This window comes from Rhodococcus sp. 06-235-1A, assembly GCF_002258785.1.
Classification (GTDB): domain Bacteria; phylum Actinomycetota; class Actinomycetes; order Mycobacteriales; family Mycobacteriaceae; genus Rhodococcoides.
On the sequence record NZ_NOYI01000003.1, the window covers coordinates 21517 to 41170 of the forward strand.

General features: G+C 64.7%; 15 protein-coding genes. 14 read left to right on the plus strand and 1 reads right to left on the minus strand.

Annotated elements, in window-relative coordinates; translation table 11 throughout:
• Positions 1 to 86: 86 nt before the first annotated feature.
• The 10 genes from CH275_RS01920 (at position 87) to secA (ending at position 14237) form a co-directional block, all read left to right on the plus strand.
• Entirely contained in the window at positions 87 to 1604 is a 1518-nt protein-coding gene (locus tag CH275_RS01920) for an amino acid permease (protein WP_094674700.1), read from the plus strand.
• Positions 1605 to 1740: 136 nt separating this feature from the next.
• On the plus strand, positions 1741 to 2961 hold the full coding sequence (locus CH275_RS01925) for an alkane 1-monooxygenase (protein ID WP_373453663.1): 1221 nt from the start codon (positions 1741 to 1743) through the stop codon (positions 2959 to 2961).
• Between the two features lie 88 nt (positions 2962 to 3049).
• A complete protein-coding gene (ahcY, locus tag CH275_RS01930; RefSeq protein WP_094674702.1) occupies positions 3050 to 4534 on the plus strand; it encodes an adenosylhomocysteinase in 1485 nt (494 codons plus the stop codon).
• A 19-nt stretch (positions 4535 to 4553) separates the two neighbouring features.
• Positions 4554 to 5219 (plus strand): dTMP kinase, encoded by a 666-nt coding sequence (locus tag CH275_RS01935; protein ID WP_094674704.1) that lies wholly within the window; start codon positions 4554 to 4556, stop codon positions 5217 to 5219.
• Between the two features lie 4 nt (positions 5220 to 5223).
• Entirely contained in the window at positions 5224 to 5901 is a 678-nt protein-coding gene (gene mtrA / locus CH275_RS01940; RefSeq protein WP_027496508.1) for an MtrAB system response regulator MtrA, read from the plus strand.
• Positions 5898 to 7598, plus strand: a complete 1701-nt coding sequence (gene mtrB, locus CH275_RS01945) for an MtrAB system histidine kinase MtrB (protein WP_094674706.1) — start codon at positions 5898 to 5900, stop codon at positions 7596 to 7598. Before mtrA ends, mtrB begins: the two co-directional genes overlap by 4 nt.
• The gene (lpqB, locus tag CH275_RS01950) at positions 7595 to 9376 is read left to right on the plus strand and encodes an MtrAB system accessory lipoprotein LpqB (protein WP_094674708.1); all 1782 of its coding nucleotides are present in this window, start codon (positions 7595 to 7597) and stop codon (positions 9374 to 9376) included. The genes mtrB and lpqB overlap by 4 nt, the downstream gene beginning before the upstream one ends.
• Positions 9377 to 9422: 46 nt before the next feature.
• Positions 9423 to 10106, plus strand: coding sequence for a ComF family protein (locus tag CH275_RS01955; protein ID WP_094674710.1), 684 nt, complete (start codon positions 9423 to 9425; stop codon positions 10104 to 10106).
• Positions 10107 to 10342: 236 nt separating this feature from the next.
• Positions 10343 to 11011, plus strand: coding sequence for a ribosome hibernation-promoting factor, HPF/YfiA family (gene hpf, locus CH275_RS01960; protein WP_094674712.1), 669 nt, complete (start codon positions 10343 to 10345; stop codon positions 11009 to 11011).
• 325 nt (positions 11012 to 11336) lie between these two features.
• Entirely contained in the window at positions 11337 to 14237 is a 2901-nt protein-coding gene (secA, locus tag CH275_RS01965; RefSeq protein ID WP_094674714.1) for a preprotein translocase subunit SecA, read from the plus strand.
• Between the two features lie 27 nt (positions 14238 to 14264).
• On the opposite strand, the gene CH275_RS01970 is transcribed toward secA, so the two are convergent.
• Positions 14265 to 14903: an Rv3235 family protein gene (locus CH275_RS01970; protein ID WP_094674716.1), complete on the minus strand. Its 639-nt coding sequence runs from the start codon at positions 14901 to 14903 to the stop codon at positions 14265 to 14267.
• 121 nt (positions 14904 to 15024) lie between these two features.
• Between CH275_RS01970 and CH275_RS01975 the strand changes: the two genes are divergently transcribed.
• The 4 genes from CH275_RS01975 (at position 15025) to CH275_RS01990 (ending at position 19651) form a co-directional block, all read left to right on the plus strand.
• Positions 15025 to 16470 carry a WS/DGAT/MGAT family O-acyltransferase gene (locus tag CH275_RS01975; protein WP_094675272.1) on the plus strand — a complete coding sequence of 482 codons (1446 nt, stop codon included), beginning with the start codon at positions 15025 to 15027 and terminating at the stop codon, positions 16468 to 16470.
• Positions 16471 to 16481: 11 nt separating this feature from the next.
• On the plus strand, positions 16482 to 17006 hold the full coding sequence (locus tag CH275_RS01980; RefSeq protein WP_094674718.1) for a DUF6912 family protein: 525 nt from the start codon (positions 16482 to 16484) through the stop codon (positions 17004 to 17006).
• A gap of 119 nt (positions 17007 to 17125) precedes the next feature.
• A complete protein-coding gene (locus CH275_RS01985) occupies positions 17126 to 18241 on the plus strand; it encodes a ferredoxin reductase (protein WP_094675274.1) in 1116 nt (371 codons plus the stop codon).
• A 108-nt stretch (positions 18242 to 18349) separates the two neighbouring features.
• Entirely contained in the window at positions 18350 to 19651 is a 1302-nt protein-coding gene (locus CH275_RS01990) for a fatty acid desaturase family protein (protein WP_094675276.1), read from the plus strand.
• Positions 19652 to 19654 lie beyond the last annotated feature (3 nt).

The window sequence follows — 19654 nt, forward strand, 5'->3', positions numbered from 1 at the left end:
GCAATAGTCTGTTGTCACAGTGAATCCTGCGACGGATGTGTTCGGTGGTCCGTCGGCAGAGGCGAAGTGGCGATACGGAGAACCCGATGACCAGAGCAGACCGGCCCGCGAAGACCCCTCGCACGACGGGGTGGTTCCGGACCAAATCGATCGAGCAGTCGATCAAGGACACCGACGAGCCGGACACCAAACTCCGGAAGGAACTCGGTTCCTGGGACCTGACCGTCTTCGGCGTCGCCGTCGCAGTCGGTGCCGGCATCTTCACCCTGACCGCTCGCACCGCCGGAAACGTTGCAGGACCGGCAGTGTCGCTGGCCTTCGTGCTCGCGGCTATCGCCTGCGGTCTCGCGGCGCTGTGTTACGCGGAGTTCGCGTCCACTGTTCCCGTTGCCGGAAGCGCGTACACGTTCTCGTACGCGGCATTCGGTGAGTTCATCGCGTGGATCATCGGCTGGGACCTGATCCTCGAGTTCGGCCTTGCGGCCGCCGTGGTGGCGAAAGCGTGGTCGCTATATCTCGGCGATCTGCTCGGTACGTCTGCTCCTGTGCTCGAGATCGGTTCTCTGAACTTCGACTGGGGTGCGCTGCTGATCGTGGTGGTGCTGACGGTGCTGATCGCGTCGGGTACCAAGCTGTCCTCGCGGGTGTCGCTGGTGATCACCGCGGTCAAGGTCATCGTCGTGCTGTTCGTCGTGGTGCTCGGGGCCTTCTACATCAAGGTTGCCAATTACGACCCGTACGTTCCGCCGTCGCAACCCGGCTCCACCGGCGAGGGTCTGCATCAGTCTCTGTTCTCGTTCGTGACCGGAGCAGGCGGCAGCACCTTCGGCTGGTACGGACTGCTGGCTGCGGCGTCACTGGTGTTCTTCGCGTTCATCGGATTCGACGTGGTCGCAACCACTGCGGAGGAGACGAAGGAGCCGCAGAAGGCACTGCCGCGCGGCATCCTGGGATCGCTCGCGATCGTGACCGTGCTCTACGTGGCCGTCACCTTGGTGCTGACCGGAATGGTCAAGTACACCGACCTGGCCGGCGACAGTGCCACCTTGGCGACCGCATTCGAGCTGAACGGATTGACCTGGGCCAAGAACATCATCTCGTTCGGTGCGCTCGCCGGTCTGACGACCGTGGTGATGGTGCTGATGCTCGGGCAGACCCGGGTTCTCTTCGCGATGTCGCGAGACGGACTCGTGCCGAGGGGACTGGCACACACCGGAGCGAAGGGCACGCCGGTTCGGACGACGATTCTGGTCGGCGTGATCGTGGGCCTGCTCGCAGCCTTCGTCCCGCTGGGCACTCTCGAAGAGATGGTGAACATCGGCACACTCTTCGCCTTCGTGCTGGTGTCGGCGGGTGTGCTGGTTCTGCGCAGGACCCGTCCAGACCTCGAGCGTGGCTTCCGCGTTCCCTGGGTTCCGCTGGTGCCGATTCTCGCGGTGCTCGCGTGCCTGTGGTTGATGCTGAACCTGTCGGTCGAAACCTGGCTGCGCTTCCTGGTGTGGATGGCGGCAGGTGTCGTCATCTACATCGCCTACGGCAGGCGTCACTCGGTGATGGGGCTACGCGAAACCGCGAAAACTCGTACCGAGAAGTCGGAACACTGAGAATTCGGGCCGGTTTGTGGCCCGAACGGGATTTTTCTGGCGGATTTCTTAGGCTTCACATCGAACTGCTGGAATGTTATACCCTCGAAAACAGACTTGGAGGACTCAAAAAGTTCGATGAGAGGGTGTTGCGACAGTGAGTGTGGACGGCCGAATCACTTCCGCGGGGGATTCGGGTGTCGCTTTCGGGGGGCGGGATTCGAAGGCCGGTGACCGATCGGTTCGCTGGCAGGACAACAAGCGCTATCTGTGGATGCTGGGGCTGTTGGCTCCGGCGTCGGCCCTGTTGCCGTCGCAGTTGGTCTACTGGACGGGCGTGCCGCTCTTCTGGTGGAGCGGTGTGCTCGTGTTCTTCGTGATCATTCCGATCATCGACCGGATCGCCGGCGAGGACGGGCACAACCCGGACGACTCGGCGAGCGAGAGGTTGCAGAACGACCGCTATTACCGCTGGTGCACATATCTGTTCCTGCCCATTCAATTCCTCGGGCTGATCGTTGCGTGTTGGATGTGGGCATACGGCGAGCTGAGCGTCGTGGACGAGATCGGCCTTGCGGTGACCGTCGGGTTGGTGGCGGGTACCGGTATCAACGCCGCTCACGAACTGGGTCATCGCATCGAGCAGCACGAGCGGTGGTTGGCCAAGATCGCCCTGTCCCAGACGCTCTACGGCCATTTCTTCGTCGAGCACAATCGCGGGCATCACGTCCGGGTCGCGACCCCGGACGACCCCGCGAGCGCGCGATTCGGCGAGAGTGTGTGGATGTTCGTGCCGCGCAGTGCGGTGTTCGGGCTCGTGTCCGCGTGGAAGCTCGAGGCACAGCGACTTCGACGCAAGGGCCGCTCGGTGGCGAGCCCGACCAATGCGCTGCTGCACACCTGGTTGCTCAGTGCCGTGCTGTTCGGCGCGCTGATGATCGTGTTCGGCTGGGACATCGCGCCGTACCTGGTGCTGCAGGCCGTTGTCGGCTTCGTTCTGCTCGAGATGGTGAACTACGTGGAGCACTACGCTCTGCTCCGCGAAACCAACGATCGCGGCAAGTACGTGCGGTGCTCGCCCCGCCACAGCTGGAACAGCGACAGAATCTGCACCAACATCTTTCTGTACCACCTACAGCGGCACAGTGACCACCACGCGAATCCCGGTAAGCGGTATCAGACCCTGCTCTCCTGCGACGAAGCCCCGCAGCTACCGGCCGGGTACGCATCGATGGTGATGCTCGCCGCACTACCGCCGCTATGGCGTCGAGTGATGGACCCGCGGGTACTCGCGCACTACCAGGGCGATATCACCCGTGCGAACATCCTGCCCCGCAAACGGGCTCGAATTCTGGCGCGAGCCGGACGAAACGGATGAGCCACTCCTCGCCGCCGGGCAGCCGGTGGCGGGAGCGCACGGACCCGATAGCCTGGACGACAGACACTCAGTCAACAGGAGAGGCAAGATGACGACCTCAGTTACGTCAGGATCGGCACTCACCGTGGATCGCCGCGGTGGAATCGACTTCAAGGTCGCAGACCTGTCGCTCGCGGAATTCGGCCGCAAGGAGATCAGGCTCGCCGAGCACGAGATGCCCGGTCTGATCGCGCTCCGGCGCGAATACGCCGACGTACAGCCGCTCAAGGGCGCGCGAGTATCGGGATCGCTGCACATGACCGTGCAGACCGCGGTGCTGATCGAGACCCTGGTTGCACTCGGAGCCGAGGTCCGGTGGGCGTCGTGCAACATCTTCTCCACCCAGGACCACGCAGCGGCAGCCGTCGTCGTCGGCCCGTACGGAACCGTCGAGGAGCCCAAGGGCGTCCCGGTGTTCGCGTGGAAGGGCGAGAGCCTCGAAGAGTACTGGTGGGCGGCCGAGCAGATGCTCACCTGGCCCGATCAGCCCGCCAACATGATTCTCGACGACGGCGGCGACGCCACGATGCTGGTGCTGCGCGGCGCGCAGTTCGAGAAGGCAGGCGTAGTCCCGCCGACCGACGACGATCACGATTCGGACGAGTACAAGGTGTTCCTCGGCCTGCTTCGTCGCTCGCTCGAGGCGTCGAAGTCCAAGTGGACCGAGGTTGCCGCGTCCGTACAGGGCGTCACCGAGGAGACCACCACCGGCGTGCTGCGGCTGTACCAGTTCGCGGCCGCCGGAGAACTCACCTTCCCGGCCATCAACGTCAACGACTCGGTGACCAAGAGCAAGTTCGACAACAAGTACGGCACCCGCCACTCGCTGATCGACGGCATCAACCGCGGCACCGACGTTCTCATCGGCGGCAAGGCCGTGCTGGTCTGCGGCTACGGCGACGTGGGCAAGGGCTGCGCCGAGGCACTCAAGGGCCAGGGTGCCCGTGTCACCGTCACCGAGGCCGACCCGATCAACGCGCTGCAGGCGCTCATGGATGGCTTCGACGTGCGCACGGTCGAGGAATTCATCGAGCAGGCCGACATCGTGATCACCTCGACGGGCAACCTGTCGATCATCACGTTCGAGCACATGCGCAAGATGAAGCACCAGGCGATCCTGGGAAACATCGGCCACTTCGACAACGAGATCGACATGGCCGGGCTGGAGAAGGCCCCCGATGTCACGCGGATCAACATCAAGCCGCAGGTCGACGAGTACCAGTTCAAGGACGGACACTCGATCATCGTGCTGTCCGAGGGCCGTCTGCTGAACCTCGGCAACGCCACAGGTCACCCGTCGTTCGTCATGAGCAACAGCTTCTCCAACCAGGTGATCGCGCAGATCGAACTGTGGACCAAGCCGGACGAGTACGACAACGAGGTCTACCGCCTGCCCAAGCACTTGGACGAGAAGGTCGCGCGCATTCACGTCGAAGCGCTCGGTGGCTCGATCACCAAGCTCACCAAGGAGCAGGCCGAGTACATCGGTGTCGACGTCGAGGGCCCGTACAAGCCCGAGCACTACCGCTACTGACCGACGGACCGGTCCGGCAGTGGGACAACTGTTCGTCATCGAAGGAGTCGACGGCGCGGGCAAGAACACGCTCGCCCGTCGGCTCGTTTCGGCGTGGGAGCGTGACGGCCTGTCCGTCGCGCGCGTCGGATTTCCGAGGTACGACCGATCGGTGCATGCCGATCTTGCAGCAGAGGCGCTGCACGGCGAACACGGCGACACCGCGCGCAGTGTGCACGCGATGGCGCTGTTGTTCGCACTCGATCGTCGCGATGCGATCGATGAGATCCGAACGTTGCTCTCGGACAAGGAGATAGTTCTTCTCGACCGGTACGTGGCGTCCAACGCCGCGTACACGGCGGCTCGGTTGGAACAGTCCGCCGACGGCGATGCCGTCGAGTGGATACGGACGCTCGAGTTCGAGCGATTCGGAGTACCGGTTCCGGATGTCCAGATTCTCCTCGACGTACCCGTGGCACTCGCGGCCGAACGGGCCGCGGCGCGGGAGAGTGCGGACGTCGCACGGACCAGGGATGCCTACGAGCGGGACGGCTCACTCCAGAGCCGAACCTCGGACGTGTACGGCGGTCTGGCGGCGACGAACTGGGCATCGCCCTGGCGAGTCGTCACTGCCGACGTCGATCCCGATCGACTCGCCGCCGAGCTGTCCAATCAGCCATCAGGCGCGCGGAAAGTGACACCATAGGATCATGAAGCCTCGGATTCTGGTTGTGGACGACGATTCGGCTCTGGCGGAGATGCTCACCATCGTGCTTCGCGGTGAGGGATTCGAGCCTTTCGTGGTCGGCGACGGTACTCAAGCACTGGCGGCCGTGCGCGAGAATCGTCCGGATCTGGTGCTGCTGGATCTCATGCTCCCCGGGATGAACGGCATCGACGTCTGCCGCGTTCTGCGGGCCGATTCGGGCGTACCGATCGTGATGCTGACGGCCAAGACCGACACCGTCGACGTCGTGCTGGGTCTCGAGTCGGGCGCGGACGACTACATCATGAAGCCCTTCAAGCCGAAAGAACTGGTCGCACGGGTTCGAGCCCGGTTGCGCCGGACCGAGGACGAACCCGCCGAACTGCTCTCCATCGCAGACATCGTCATCGACGTACCCGCGCACAAGGTCAGCCGCGGTGACGAACTCGTCTCGCTCACCCCGCTCGAGTTCGATCTGCTCGTGGCGCTGGCCCGTAAGCCACGTCAGGTGTTCACCCGAGAGGTGCTGCTCGAACAGGTCTGGGGCTATCGTCACGCGGCCGACACCCGGCTGGTCAACGTGCACGTGCAGCGGCTACGCGCCAAGGTCGAGAAGGATCCGGAGAACCCCGAGGTGGTGTTGACCGTGAGGGGGGTCGGCTACAAGGCCGGACCGCCGTGATCGGTTTCTCCCATTCTCGGCGGCGGATCAACGGCAAATTTTCCCCTTTGCTGCGTTGGTTTCGCTCGCTGAGTACGTCGCTGGGCCATGCCTGGCGTCGATCACTTCAGCTACGCGTCGTCGTATCGACGCTGACGCTGTCTCTGGTGGTCATCCTCATCCTCGGTGTGGTACTGACCAGTCAGATCACCGATCGGCTGCTCGAAGCCAAGCTGTCCGCGGCCACCGAGGAACTCGATCGATCGCGTACCACCGTCGAGGGCAACCTCGCCGGAGCCGACGATTCGAGCGGCCTGGCGACGCGCCTGGAACGAGCAAGGGCGGCCCTGACCAACCAGGATCTGGACGCCGCGTCGACCACCGGTTCGGCGGGATCGTTCGATCCGGTTCTGATCGTGGAGGGCGACGCCACCCGAGCCGAGGCGTCGGTCGGTCCGGTCGATCAGATCCCCAACAGCCTGCGCGACTTCGTCAAGAAGGGCTTGATCAGTTCGCAGTACGCCACCGTGACCGACAGTGACGGCGGCTACTCGGGATCGGCGCTGATCATGGGCTCGCCCACCGGTTCCGACATCTCGGCTCTTCAGCTCTACCTCATATTCCCGTTGGCCAGCGAGGACCGCACACTCTCGCTCGTCCGCGGAACGTTGCTCATCGGCGCAGTGGTACTCCTGGTGCTGCTCGCTGCGATCGCGATGCTCGTCGCGCGTCAGGTCGTTCTACCCATTCGCTCCGCATCGAGAATCGCGGTCCGCTTCGCCGACGGCAGGCTCAAGGAACGGATGCCGGTCCGTGGTGAGGACGACATGGCCAGACTTGCGATGTCGTTCAACGAAATGGCCGAGAGCCTGTCGAAACAGATCACCCAGCTCGAGGAATTCGGCAACCTGCAGCGCCGCTTCACCTCCGACGTCAGCCACGAGCTGCGCACCCCACTCACCACCGTGCGCATGGCCGCCGACCTGATCCACGACGCCAGCGACGACCTGGAGCCTGCACTCAAAAGGTCCTCGGAGCTGCTCGTCAACGAGTTGGACCGGTTCGAGACCTTGCTCGGTGATCTGCTCGAGATCAGCCGACACGACGCAGGTGTGGCCGAACTGGCCGCAGAACAACTCGATCTGCGCATGTGTGCCCGCGCTGCGGTGTCCACCGTGCGGCATCTGGCCCGCGAGACCGGGACCGAGGTGATCGTCGACATGCCCGAGACCGCAGTCGTCGCCGAGGTCGACCCACGCCGAGTCGAACGGATCCTGCGCAATCTGCTCGCCAACGCACTCGATCACGGTGAAGGCAAGCCGGTTCTGCTGCGACTGCGTTCGGACGCCGACGCGGCGGCATTCGTGGTGCGCGATCAGGGAATCGGGCTGCGGCCCGGCGAAGAGAAATTGGTGTTCAACCGCTTCTGGCGCTCGGATCCCTCCCGCGTTCGTCGATCCGGCGGAACCGGCCTCGGGCTGGCGATCAGCGTCGAAGACGCCCGCCTGCACGACGGTAAGCTCGAAGCGTGGGGTGCAGTAGGAGAAGGCGCATGTTTCCGGCTCACTCTGCCCTTGGTACGGGGGCACAAGGTGATCGGATCCCCGTTGCCCCTCAAGCCGAGTACCAAGAAGTACGCACAGGGACAACCGATTCCGGCCATCACCGCACAGAAATCGTCCGCACAGCAGTCGTCCGCGTCGGAGTCGGTGACGTGATTCGATCGGCTCGTCGCGGCGCTCGAGTTCTGGCACTGTTCACCCTTCTGGTCGCGCTCGTCGGAGGCTGTGCCAGCCTGCCCGAGTCCTCGAGCCCTCAGGCCATCGGAACGTTGACCGACGGTGCGGTGCCCACCAGCGCCCCGGCCCCCGAACCAGGACGCGAACCGGATCGCTTGCTGGACGACTTCTTCGAGGCCAGTGCCGTGTCCGCCAACAGACACCAGGCCGCTCGGCAATTTCTCACCGAGGAGGCGTCGGGAACATGGGACGACGGCGCGCGAACCGTCGTCGCGGACCGGATCGACACGCTGTCCGGCCCACGGACCACCGACATTGCGCAGTTCACGATCCGCTCGACGACGGCGGGGATGCTGGCCTCCGGCGGGGAGTATCAGGCCGGTTCGGACACCTTCGACGCCTCGATCGAGATGATGCGGGTGGACGGTCAGTGGCGAATTTCCAAGCTGCCGCCCGGCGTCGTCATCGATCGATCCGCATTTCTGAACACCTATCAGCAGCGGTCGCTCTATTTCGTCGATCCGCTCGGCGGCGTCCTCGTACCCGACGTGCGCTGGACGAGCGGATCGCAGGATCAGCTCGCCAACCAACTCGTGCAGCTGCTCATCGACGGCCCCAAATCGGCGCTGTCGGCGGCGGTGAGCAACGAACTGTCCGACGACGTGAGTATCCGCGGTCCGATCACCAAGGCCGACGGTCAGACCTCGCAGGTGGGAGTCGGTCTCGGCGGCATCAGAATCGACTTCGGTGGGCTGCAGAACAAGAGTGACCGCGACCGAGAACTACTTGCTGCTCAGGTGATCTGGACCCTCGCCTCGGCCGAGGTGGCCGGTCCGTACGTGCTGCTGGCCGACGGTCAACCGATCGACACGGCCAAGCCCGACGGGTGGACGACGGCAGGCGTCGACTCCTTCGATCCGCTCGGCGGTACCGACGACACGGTCGGACTGCACGCGCTCGCGTCGGGTGGTCTGCTTCGCGTCGACGAGGCCGAGACCACTCCCGCCCCAGGGTATTTCGGGCAGGCTCGCAATCTGCGCTCGGTGGCGTTGTCCAACGACGGCACCCTCGTGGCAGCCGTTGCGGACACCGGCCGACCCGCCCCCGCGCCGTCGAGCACCCTGATGGTCGGAAGCTACGACGGCGGTGCGTTCCCGGTGGCCGAGGGGCAGTCGATCACGCGGCCGACCTGGGGGGCCGACGACAACGCAGTCTGGGCGGTGATCGACGGGACCAACGTCATCCGAGCCGCCCGCGATCCTTCCACCGGTCAGGTGTCGGTGATACCGGTCGAGGCCACTGCCGTGACGACACTCGGCAACCGGATCACCGAACTGCGATTGGCGCGCGACGGCGTGCGAGCAGCGCTCATCGTCGACGGCGTGGTGTACGTGGCGACGGTGGTGCGTGATCCGTCGGGCGTGTACTCGCTGACCTCGCCCCGGGCCGTGGCCATCGGATTGGGCAGCGACGCCACCAGTTTGGATTGGAGCACCGGGGACACCATCGTGATCGCCAGGGTCGCCACGGACACGCCGGTGGTGCAGGTGACCGTCGACGGATCCAGGATGGATGCTCTGCCGTCGCGCAACCTGACCACACCCGTGCTTGCGGTCGACGCATCCCCGGAAACGGAGTACGTGGCCGACGCCAGAGCAGTGTTCGCGCTCAACAACGCCGATCCGGTGGGCGACCGTTACTGGCGCGAGGTCACCGGCCTGGCCGGGGTGAAAGCAGTGCCGATTCTGCCCGGCTGACGGCGGGCGGCTCGCATGTCGGTGGGTGCGGGCAGACTCGACTCTCATGCGCATGCTCCTGGATCTGGTTCTCCCGCTCGAGTGCGCCGGGTGTGGTCTGCTGGGGGAGAACTGGTGCGCGGCATGTTCTCGGGCCCTGTTCGTCCCGCCCGTCACCGTCCGTCCACGGGTCGATCCCGGTGTCCCGTGCTGGGCGCTGGGAACGTACAGCGGGCCGCGTCGCAACGGTGTCATCGCACTGAAGGAGAGGGGTCGCCGCTCGGTGGCCGCCCCGCTCGGTCGGGCTCTGGCAGAGGCCGTCGGACACCTGCGCGACGCGGGTGAGATCGATCCCCCCGAGCTCGGCTCGCTGATTCTCGTCTGTGCCCCCTCCAGGGCTCGCGCGGCGCGGGCGCGCGGGGGCGATCCGGTGCTGCGCTGCGCTCGTGTCGCCGCCGCCGAGTTGGCCCCGGAGCGAGTGCTCGTTCCCGAGTTGCTGAGGATGTCCGGTGGTGTCCGAGATTCCGTAGGGCTGTCGGCCGGGCAACGTCAGCACAACGTCGCCGGTCGGATCGAGGCCGTCGGAGTGCGTCGTTCGCGAGCCGACCGAGGTGCGTCGCGGCTGGTGAGCCACACCGTTCTACTGATCGACGACGTCGTGACCACCGGGGCGACCCTGGCCGAATCGGCAAGAGTGCTAGGCGAATTCGGGGTGCCCCTTGCCGGCGCACTCGTCGTGGCGAGTGCCTGACGCTGCGACTCGATGACACGCCGACAACCAATTCGGGGTGAACGGTGGCACACGAGTCGATGACCGACTAACGTCGCGGACACGCCACTGGTTACGTGGGAGTGGAGCCCGCAGGAGAGATCCTGATGCACTGCGAAACGAGGTGATGCCCCGGACTCTGATGCCGGAAGGTTCCCCATTCGGCATGCACACTTGCCACGTCCAACAGTGGGCGTGGCCGATATCGGGAGGTACGCGTGACGACCCCTTCACAAGCCTCGGTTTTCTTCGACGAGAAGCCCTCGGAAGAACCCGCCAAGAGCAACGCGGACGTAGTGGTCAAGGGCCGCAATGTCGAGATACCGGATCATTTCCGGATATACGTCTCCGAGAAACTCGCTCGACTCGAGCGCTTCGATCCCTCCATCTATCTGTTCGACGTCGAACTTCAACACGAACGAAATCGCCGTCAGGCCAAGGCATGCCAACGCGTGGAGATCACCGCGAAGGGCAAGGGTCCGGTCGTTCGTGCCGAAGCGTGTGCCGACAGCTTCTATGCCGCTCTCGAAGCGGTGACCTCGAAGCTGGAGAACAGACTCAGGCGCACCAAGGACCGTCGCAAGGTCCACTACGGCGAGAAGCGACCCGTGTCCGTAGCCGAGGCCACCGCCGAACTCGCCGAGGACGACACGCTGGCGCTCGACCCCGACACGAAGCTCGATTCGTTCGACGACGATCAGAGCGGTCCCGGGCACATCGTGCGAACGAAGGTCCACTCCGCTGCACCGATGAGCGTCGACGATGCGCTGTACGAAATGGAGCTCGTGGGTCACGATTTCTTCCTGTTCCACGACAGCGCAACCGACCGGCCCTCGGTCGTGTATCGACGGCACGCCTTCGATTACGGCTTGATCAGACTCACCTGACCCATCCATCCCGGGTGGCATCGTCCGTTCGCCGTCCGTGAAATCTTTTCGCCGCTGCAGGCTCGACACCGGAAGACACGATCCCCACGTCGAGCCTGCAGTGCTGTGTCGGTCTTGTCCGAATGGCCGACCTGCGATCTCCGACGACCGATAGTCGGGCTGCCGGGTTCACAGAGACACCGCCTACCATGGACGCGTTCGGGTTACCCGCCGCGCAGATGTCGTGGCGACGAACCCGTGAGCTCGTGCAGTATGCAGTGTTGTTCGTCAAGCAGTGTTGTTCGTGCCAGTACCCGTGAACCGAGGATCGAGGACGAGAAAGCCCGTGCCGTCGCTGTCGTTTTCCAAGCTGCTCCGTGTTGGTGAAGGTCGCATGGTCAAGCGGCTCAAGAACATCGCTGACCACGTCTCGACCCTGTCTCCCGACGTCGAGGGCCTCTCCGACGACGAATTGCGCGGTAAGACCGCGGAGTTCAGGGAGAGGTACTCCGCCGGCGAGAGCCTGGACCAGCTCTTGCCCGAGGCCTTCGCAGTGGCCCGTGAGGCGTCGTGGCGAGTGCTCTCGCAGCGTCACTTCGACGTCCAGGTGATGGGCGGTGCGGCCCTGCACTTCGGCAACATCGCCGAGATGAAGACCGGTGAGGGCAAGACCCTGACGTGCGTCCTCCCGGCCTACCTCAACGCCATCTCGGGCGACGGCGTTCACGTGGTGACGGTCAACGACTACCTCGCCAAGCGTGACTCGGAGTGGATGGGCCGCGTGCACCGGTTCCTCGGTCTGTCGGTCGACGTGATCCTGTCGGGCATGACACCGGTGCAACGCCGCGCCGCATACGCCGCCGACATCACTTATGGCACCAACAACGAGTTCGGGTTCGACTACCTCCGCGACAACATGACGCACTCGCTCGACGACCTCGTGCAGCGTGGACACAACTTCGCCGTCGTCGACGAGGTCGACTCGATTCTCATCGACGAAGCCCGCACCCCTCTGATCATCTCGGGACCGGCCGACGCGTCGAGCAAGTGGTACGGAGAATTCGCCCGTATCGCGCCGATGTTGAAAGTCGACACCCACTACGAGGTCGACATCCGTAAGCGCACCATCGGTGTGCACGAGGCCGGCGTCGAACTGGTCGAGGATCAGCTGGGCATCGACAATCTGTACGAGGCCGCCAACTCGCCACTGGTGAACTACCTCAACAACGCGATCAAGGCCAAAGAGCTCTACACCAAGGACAAGGACTACATCGTCCGCGACGGTGAGGTCATCATCGTCGACGAGTTCACCGGCCGCATCCTGGTGGGACGCCGCTACAACGAGGGCATGCACCAGGCGATCGAGGCCAAGGAGAAGGTCGAGATCAAGGCCGAGAACCAGACTCTGGCGACCATCACGCTGCAGAACTACTTCCGCCTGTACGACAAGCTCTCGGGCATGACCGGTACCGCCGAGACCGAGGCCGCCGAGCTGCACCAGATCTACGGCCTCGGCGTCATTCCGATTCCGACGAACCGTCCGATGGTCCGGGTGGACAACGGCGACCTCATCTACAAGACCGAAGAGGCCAAGTTCGACGCCGTGGTCGACGATGTCGTCGAGCGGCACGAAAAGGGTCAGCCGGTCCTCATCGGTACCACCAGCGTCGAGCGCTCGGAGTACCTGTCGAAGCAGTTCACCAAGCGCGGCGTCGCGCACAACGTGCTGAACGCGAAGTTCCACGAGCAGGAAGCGACGATCATCGCCGAGGCGGGCCGTCAGGGCGCGGTGACGGTCGCGACCAACATGGCAGGCCGTGGCACCGACGTCGTGCTCGGCGGCAATCCGGACATCCTTGCCGACTTGCAGCTTCGCAAGCAGGGCTTGGATCCGGTGGAGACTCCCGAGGAGTACGAGGCCGCCTGGGAGCCTGCTCTGGAGGAGGTCAAGGCTCAGGTCAAGGCCGACGCCGATACCGTGCGCGAGGCCGGTGGCCTGTACGTGCTCGGCACCGAGCGGCACGACTCGCGTCGAATCGACAACCAGCTCAGAGGCCGCTCCGGCCGTCAGGGAGATCCGGGCGAATCACGTTTCTACCTCTCGCTCGGTGACGAGCTGATGCGACGCTTCAACGGCGGAGCGCTGGAGTCGATCATGACCCGGCTCAACCTGCCCGACGATGTGCCGATCGAGGCCAAGATGGTGTCCAAGGCCATCAAGAGTGCCCAGACACAGGTGGAGCAGCAGAACTTCGAGATTCGCAAGAACGTTCTCAAGTACGACGAGGTGATGAACCAGCAACGCACCGTCATCTACGAGGAGCGGCGGCGCATCCTCGAAGGTGCCGACATGGAGGGTCAGGTCGAGGGGATGATCACCGACGTGATCACCGCCTACGTCGACGGTGCCACCGGCGAGGGCTACGTGGAGGACTGGGATCTCGAGCAGCTGTGGACCGCGCTCAAGACGCTCTACCCGGTCGGTATCGACCACAAGGTCCTCTCCGGCGAGAACGAGGACGGCGAGAAGGGTGATCTGAGCCGAGACGAGCTGCGCGAAGCGCTGCTCGAGGACGCGCGATCGGCGTACGCCAACCGTGAGGCCGAGATCGACGGAATCGCCGGCGAGAACGGGATGCGCGAGCTCGAGCGTCGAGTTCTGCTGTCGGTCCTCGACCGCAAGTGGCGTGAGCATCTCTACGAGATGGACTACCTCAAGGAGGGCATCGGTCTGCGCGCGATGGCGCAGCGCGACCCGCTGGTCGAATATCAGCGCGAGGGCTACGACATGTTCCAGGGCATGCTCGACGGTTTGAAGGAGGAGTCGGTCGGCTTCCTGTTCAACCTGCAGGTCGAGGCCACACCGGCTCCTGCGGGGCCGGCCGCATCGGCAGGTCTCGCAGTGGCTCCGGGGCTGGCCTCTCCGGTGGGCTCCGGCCGCCCGGCCGCGGCACCCACTGTGGCGACGCCTGCGCAGACGAGCACGCGGCCGGCGGTCCCCGCTGCTGCTGCGCCCGCAGCTCCGGCCGTACCGTCGGCACTGCGTGCCAAGGGCCTCGACGACCAGGAAGAGCAACGATTGACTTTCTCCGGTCCGGCCGAGGGCGGCGGCACCGCCGTGCGTCGATCCGGATCGGCCGCTGCCGGTGAGTCGGCGGCGGACGGCACTCGCCGGGAGCGTCGCGAAGCTGCGAGGGCGCAGAGCAAGGCACCGAAGAAGACCGCCCGCTCCAAGCGCAAGAGGTAGCGCGTCGGTCTCCGCGCCCGGGGCGTCTCACCCCACGCGCAACGACGTCACGGTCCACCCGGGTCGTCGCGGGTCGATCGCCAGCTCGATTCGGCCGGCGAACGCGAACATCCGCGGCCCCCGGGTGTACGAGCCGAATATCTCCGCGGAGACTTCCGATTGGTACACGACGTGCACCCGACGGACTGCTGCGAACCCGAGCCGCCGCCCTGGCGGCGGATTGCGCACGATGGTCTTCACCAGGTCGATCATCGAGGTGGTGAACAGCGCGGACAGTTGATCGGCGCTTCGCCGTCGATCGATCACCTCGATGAGCATGCGCATCGCCCGGTCGGCGGTCGCGCGCGCGTCGGCCGGTACGGTCGGGCGTCCGGCAGGTTCGGTCCGGCGTCGTGAACGGTTGCTGCGCACGGACGCTCGGTGCCTGACCGGTGTCGGTTCGCCGGCAGCCGCCGGATCCCACGTGTGCACGGTTCCGGACGAGAGCGGCGGCTCGAACGGAGCGGTACGTGAGAGGAAGCAGTGGTATTCGGCGCGGAGCCGGGGGTTCGGCCCGGAAGGCTCGGGAGAATCCGATGGCTCGTTCGATTCGATGACGCTCACACCGACATCGACGGGCGCGGGCAGTGTTCGGTTCCCCGGCGGGTCGTGCAGACGCTCCGACACGGGTCCTCGAACGACCCCGCGACCGACGATCGTCCGGCACGTACTCTAGGTTCGACACACCGCGCGCTCGACCTCAGGAACGGGCGCGCACTCCATGCGAGGACGGGGACTGGAACACGCGATGGCGACCAGGCTGACAACGCAGGATGCGTCGTTCTACTTTCTCGAGGCCAGTAGCAGTCCTATGCACCTCGGCTCGCTCGCTATCTTCCGTACCCCGCGCAGCGGTTTCAGCTACGACCGGCTGCTCTCGTTGGTCGAGCAGCGATTGGCTTTGGTTCCCCGGTATCGGCAGAAGGTTCGCGAGGTCGCCTTCGGTCTCGCCAGGCCGGTGTGGGTGGACGATGCAGATTTCGACATCACATATCACATCCGGCGTTCGGCGCTCCCGAAGCCCGGTTCCGATGATCAGTTGCACGATCTGATCGCACGGCTGACATCGCGCCCTCTCGATCGCAGTCGCCCGTTGTGGGAGATGTACCTGGTCGAGGGCCTGTCGAAGAACCGTTTCGCCATCTTCACCAAGTCCCACTCGGCCCTGGTCGACGGCGAGCATGCTCTCGACATCGGACAGGTCATTCTCGACGCGAGCAAGAATCCGCCGCCGATGGCCGAGGAACTGTGGATGCCCGCCCGCGAGCCCAAGGACTCGGCGTTGGTGATCGACGCGCTGACCGAGTTGGTGGTCCGGCCGGGGGAGAGCCTCGAGAGCCTCCGTGGCGCAGTACACGGCGTGGCCGGTGTCGCGGGCGAGGCGTTGCGTGCCGCCGGGAAGGTGGCGGCCGTGCTGCGCACCGCGACCCAGAGCGCTCCGTCGAGCCCGTTGAACGCCCCGATCTCGCGAAACCGCAGGTTCGCAGTGGCCAAGACCGAGCTGTCGGACTATCGCAGGATCCACAACCGGTTCGGTTGCTCGATCAACGATGTGGTGCTCGCGGTCGTCACCGGAGCACTGCGAAATTGGTTGCTCTCGCGCGGCGAGCCCGTCACGGCGTCCTCGACGGTGCGGGCGATGGTGCCGATGTCGGTGTACGTCTCCGCCGATCGCGTCGGTTTCGGGGAGTCGATCGACCGGCCCGTGGAACCGGCCGAGGACGACCGCAGCGAGGTCTCGTCGTTTCTCGTCGATCTGCCCGTCGGTGAATCGAATGCCGTGGTACGGCTCTCGCACATCGCACACGCCACCGAGGCGCATGCCAACCAGAGTCGCGGCGTCACCGCGCAGACGCTGATGCGCATCTCCGGATTCGCGCCTGCGAGTCTGCACGCAATGGGGGTGCGGGCGGGCAGTCGCCTGTCTCAGCGGGTGTTCAATCTCATCGTCACCAACGCGCCCGGACCGCAGTTCCCGCTGTATGTGGGCGGTGCGCGGATGCTCGAGATGTATCCGGTCTCACCGCTGTTCGAGAATCAGGCGATGAGCATCGGGTTGACGTCGTACGACGGCTTCGTGTTCTTCGGACTCAATGCCGATCGAGGTGCCATGCCCGATGTGGACGTGGTGACGGCGCTGTTGCACGAGGCGCTGGAAGAGTTGGTCGACGCCAGTAGTGATTCGAGAGTGTGAGGTCTTCTGTCATGCGTGTCTACGTTCCGGCGACGCTGGAGTTCTTGAAAGTGTTGTCGGCGGAGGGTGAATTCAGCCCGGTCTCGCGCACGGCCTTCGCCGTGACGCCGACCCTGCGCGAGGCGTATTCCTCGGGCGACGACGAAGAGCTGGCCGAGGTCGCGATGGGCGAGGCCGCTCGTGCCTCGTTGCGACTGATTGCTGCTGCCGTCGACGACGAGGCCGACACCGGAACGGTCGCCGAGGGCGTGGTGTATCGGCGGGCGGTCATTGCAGCCGATGTGGACGACCCGACCCTGCGCCCCGATCTCGACGACGCCGTCGTTCGGTTGAAGGAACCGTTGCGGATGGACCAGGTCGCGTCGGTGCACGTCGATCTGGAGGGAGCCGAATCGGCCGTTGCGAAGGCCGTAGCAGCCGTCGATGCCGCCGACATGGGGGATGTCGACGCGGAGTTCGTGCTCGGAGATGCCGAGGATCACACTCTGGCGTGGTACGCCCCTCAAGAGTTGTCGTTTCTTCTCGAACTACTCTGAATCGACTGTGATCGTCCCCGCACGACCTGGCAACGGTGACCCTGGCCCAGAACCTACGGTAGCGTAACCTCGATGGCCGAAAGCGGCTCGGTATGTCGATCGAGGGGACGGAACACCCGATGGATCTGAAGAAGTGGCTGGAGGCTCCTGCGGCCGGCGTCTCGGCACCCAGGCGTCCCAAGCTGAACATGTTGCGCGGAGCGTTCACTCGCATCACCACGCCCTTGCTGCCGGACGATTATCTGCATCTGGCGAATCCGCTGTGGTCCGCTCGCGAACTGCGGGGCCGCATCGTACGAGTGGAGCAGGAAACTGCCACGGCGGTGACGCTGGTGATTCAGCCCGGTTGGGGTTTCAACTTCGATTACCAGCCGGGTCAGTACATCGGAATCGGCTTGCACCTCGGTGGGCGGTGGCATTGGCGGTCGTACTCGCTGACTTCCCCGCCGAACTGGGAAGACAAGTTGATCTCCATCACGGTCAAGGCAATGCCCGAGGGCTTCCTGTCCTCACACCTCGTCGGCGGCGTGCCGCAGGGGACCATCGTGCGATTGGCCGCTCCGAAGGGCAATTTCGCATTGCCGGTGCCGCCGCCGAACAAGATCCTGTTCGTCACGGCAGGCAGCGGTATCACCCCGATCATCTCGATGCTGCGGGCTCTGGATCGACACGGCGACATGCCCGACACGGTGCACATCCACTCGGCACCGACGGAGGACGAGGTCATGTTCGCAGCCGAGCTCGCCGCGTTGGAGAAGTCCCATCCCAACTTCACCTCGCACGTGCAGCTGACGCGATCGGACGGCAAGTTCGCACTCGCCTCGCTCGACGAGCTGTATCCGGATTGGCGGACGCGTGACACCTGGGCTTGCGGGCCGGCAGCACTACTCGAAGAGATCGAGAAGACGTGGAAGCGCGAGGGCATCGAGGACAGGCTTCATCTCGAGAGATTCGAGATTTCCAGAGCCGACACGTCCGGTGCCGGCGGCACCGTCACGTTCTCGAAATCGGACAAGAAGGTTGCCGTCGACGGTGCCACGAGCCTGCTCGAGGCCGGCGAAAGCCTCGGTGTTCAGATGCCGTTCGGTTGCCGGATGGGTATCTGCCAGACGTGCGTGGTGCCCTTGACGGCCGGCCACGTCATCGACCTTCGCTCGGGCAAGGAACACAGTGAGGGCGACCGCGTGCAAACGTGCATTTCCGCTGCTGCAGGCAACTGCACATTGGAACTGTAGGTCTGTTTTTCGCACACCGCCTTCTCAGACTGTTCGGTTACGCTTACGTAGGTTGCCCACGTCGGAACCCGATATTTCGGGCACTGCACTCAACTGTTGGAGGACCCGGTGGCCATCACCGACATCAAAGAGTTCGCTCACCTCAGCGAAGAGGACATGGAAGCGTTCGGGCGTGAGCTCGATGCGATTCGTCGAGACGTCGAAGACAGCCGCGGTGAGCGCGATGCCGCGTACATCCGTCGGACCATCAGGCTGCAGCGGCTCCTCGAGCTCGGCGGCCGCGCAGTGCTGCTCGGCAGCAAGTATCGACCGGCCTGGATCGCAGGTACGGCGATGCTCAGTGTCGCCAAGATCATCGAGAACATGGAGCTCGGCCACAATGTGATGCATGGCCAGTGGGACTGGATGAACGACCCCGAGATCCATTCGGTTTCGTGGGAGTGGGACCAGACCGGCCCGTCCGAGCAGTGGAAACGCGCGCACAACTACTCGCATCACACGTACACCAACATCGTCGGCATGGACGACGACATCGGCTTCGGCATTCTGCGCATGACCCGCGACGAGCCGTGGAAGCCGATCAACCTCGTTCAGCCGCTCGCCAACATCGTGCTCGCCACCACCTTCGAGTGGGGCATCGCGCTGCACGATTACGACGCTCAGAAGCAGCTGGACGGCGAAGACGAAAAGGGTCTGCTGAAGTCGCCTGCCACCCGCGCATTCGCGCGCAAGATCGCCAAGCAGGTCGGCAAGGACTTCGTTCTGTTCCCGGCGTTGACGGGGCCGGCGTGGAAGTCCACGTTGACTGCCAACGCGACGGCCAACCTGATCCGTAACCTGTGGGCCTACGCTGTGATCTTCTGCGGCCACTTCCCGGACGGTGCCGAGAAGTTCACGATCGGCCAGTTCGAGACCGAGACGCGTCCGGAGTGGTACCTGCGTCAGATGCTGGGCAGTGCCAACTTCGAGGCCGGTCCCGTCATGGCCTTCATGAGTGGCAACCTGTGCTACCAGATCGAGCATCACATGTTCCCGGACCTGCCGAGCAATCGGTATTCGGAGATCGCCGAGAAGGTGCACGCGCTGTGCGAGAAGTACGACCTGCCGTACACGACCGGGTCGCTCGGCAAGCAGTACCTGTTGGCCTTGCGGACCATCCACAAGCTGTCGCTGCCCGACAAGTGGTTGCGCGCCACGTCCGACAACGCTCCCGAGACATCGTCCGAGCGGCGATGGCGGGTAGGAGAGTCGCCAACCGTGCATGCGCTCCGAATCGACCCGCTGACCGGGCAACGTCGCGGACTGCGTTCGGCCATGCAAGAGGCGCGAGCGGCCCTGCGCAACGCCAAGAAGGAAGCCAAGCGACAGGCGAAGGCTCTTCGTCAATCGGGTGACCGCGTCGAGTTGTGAATC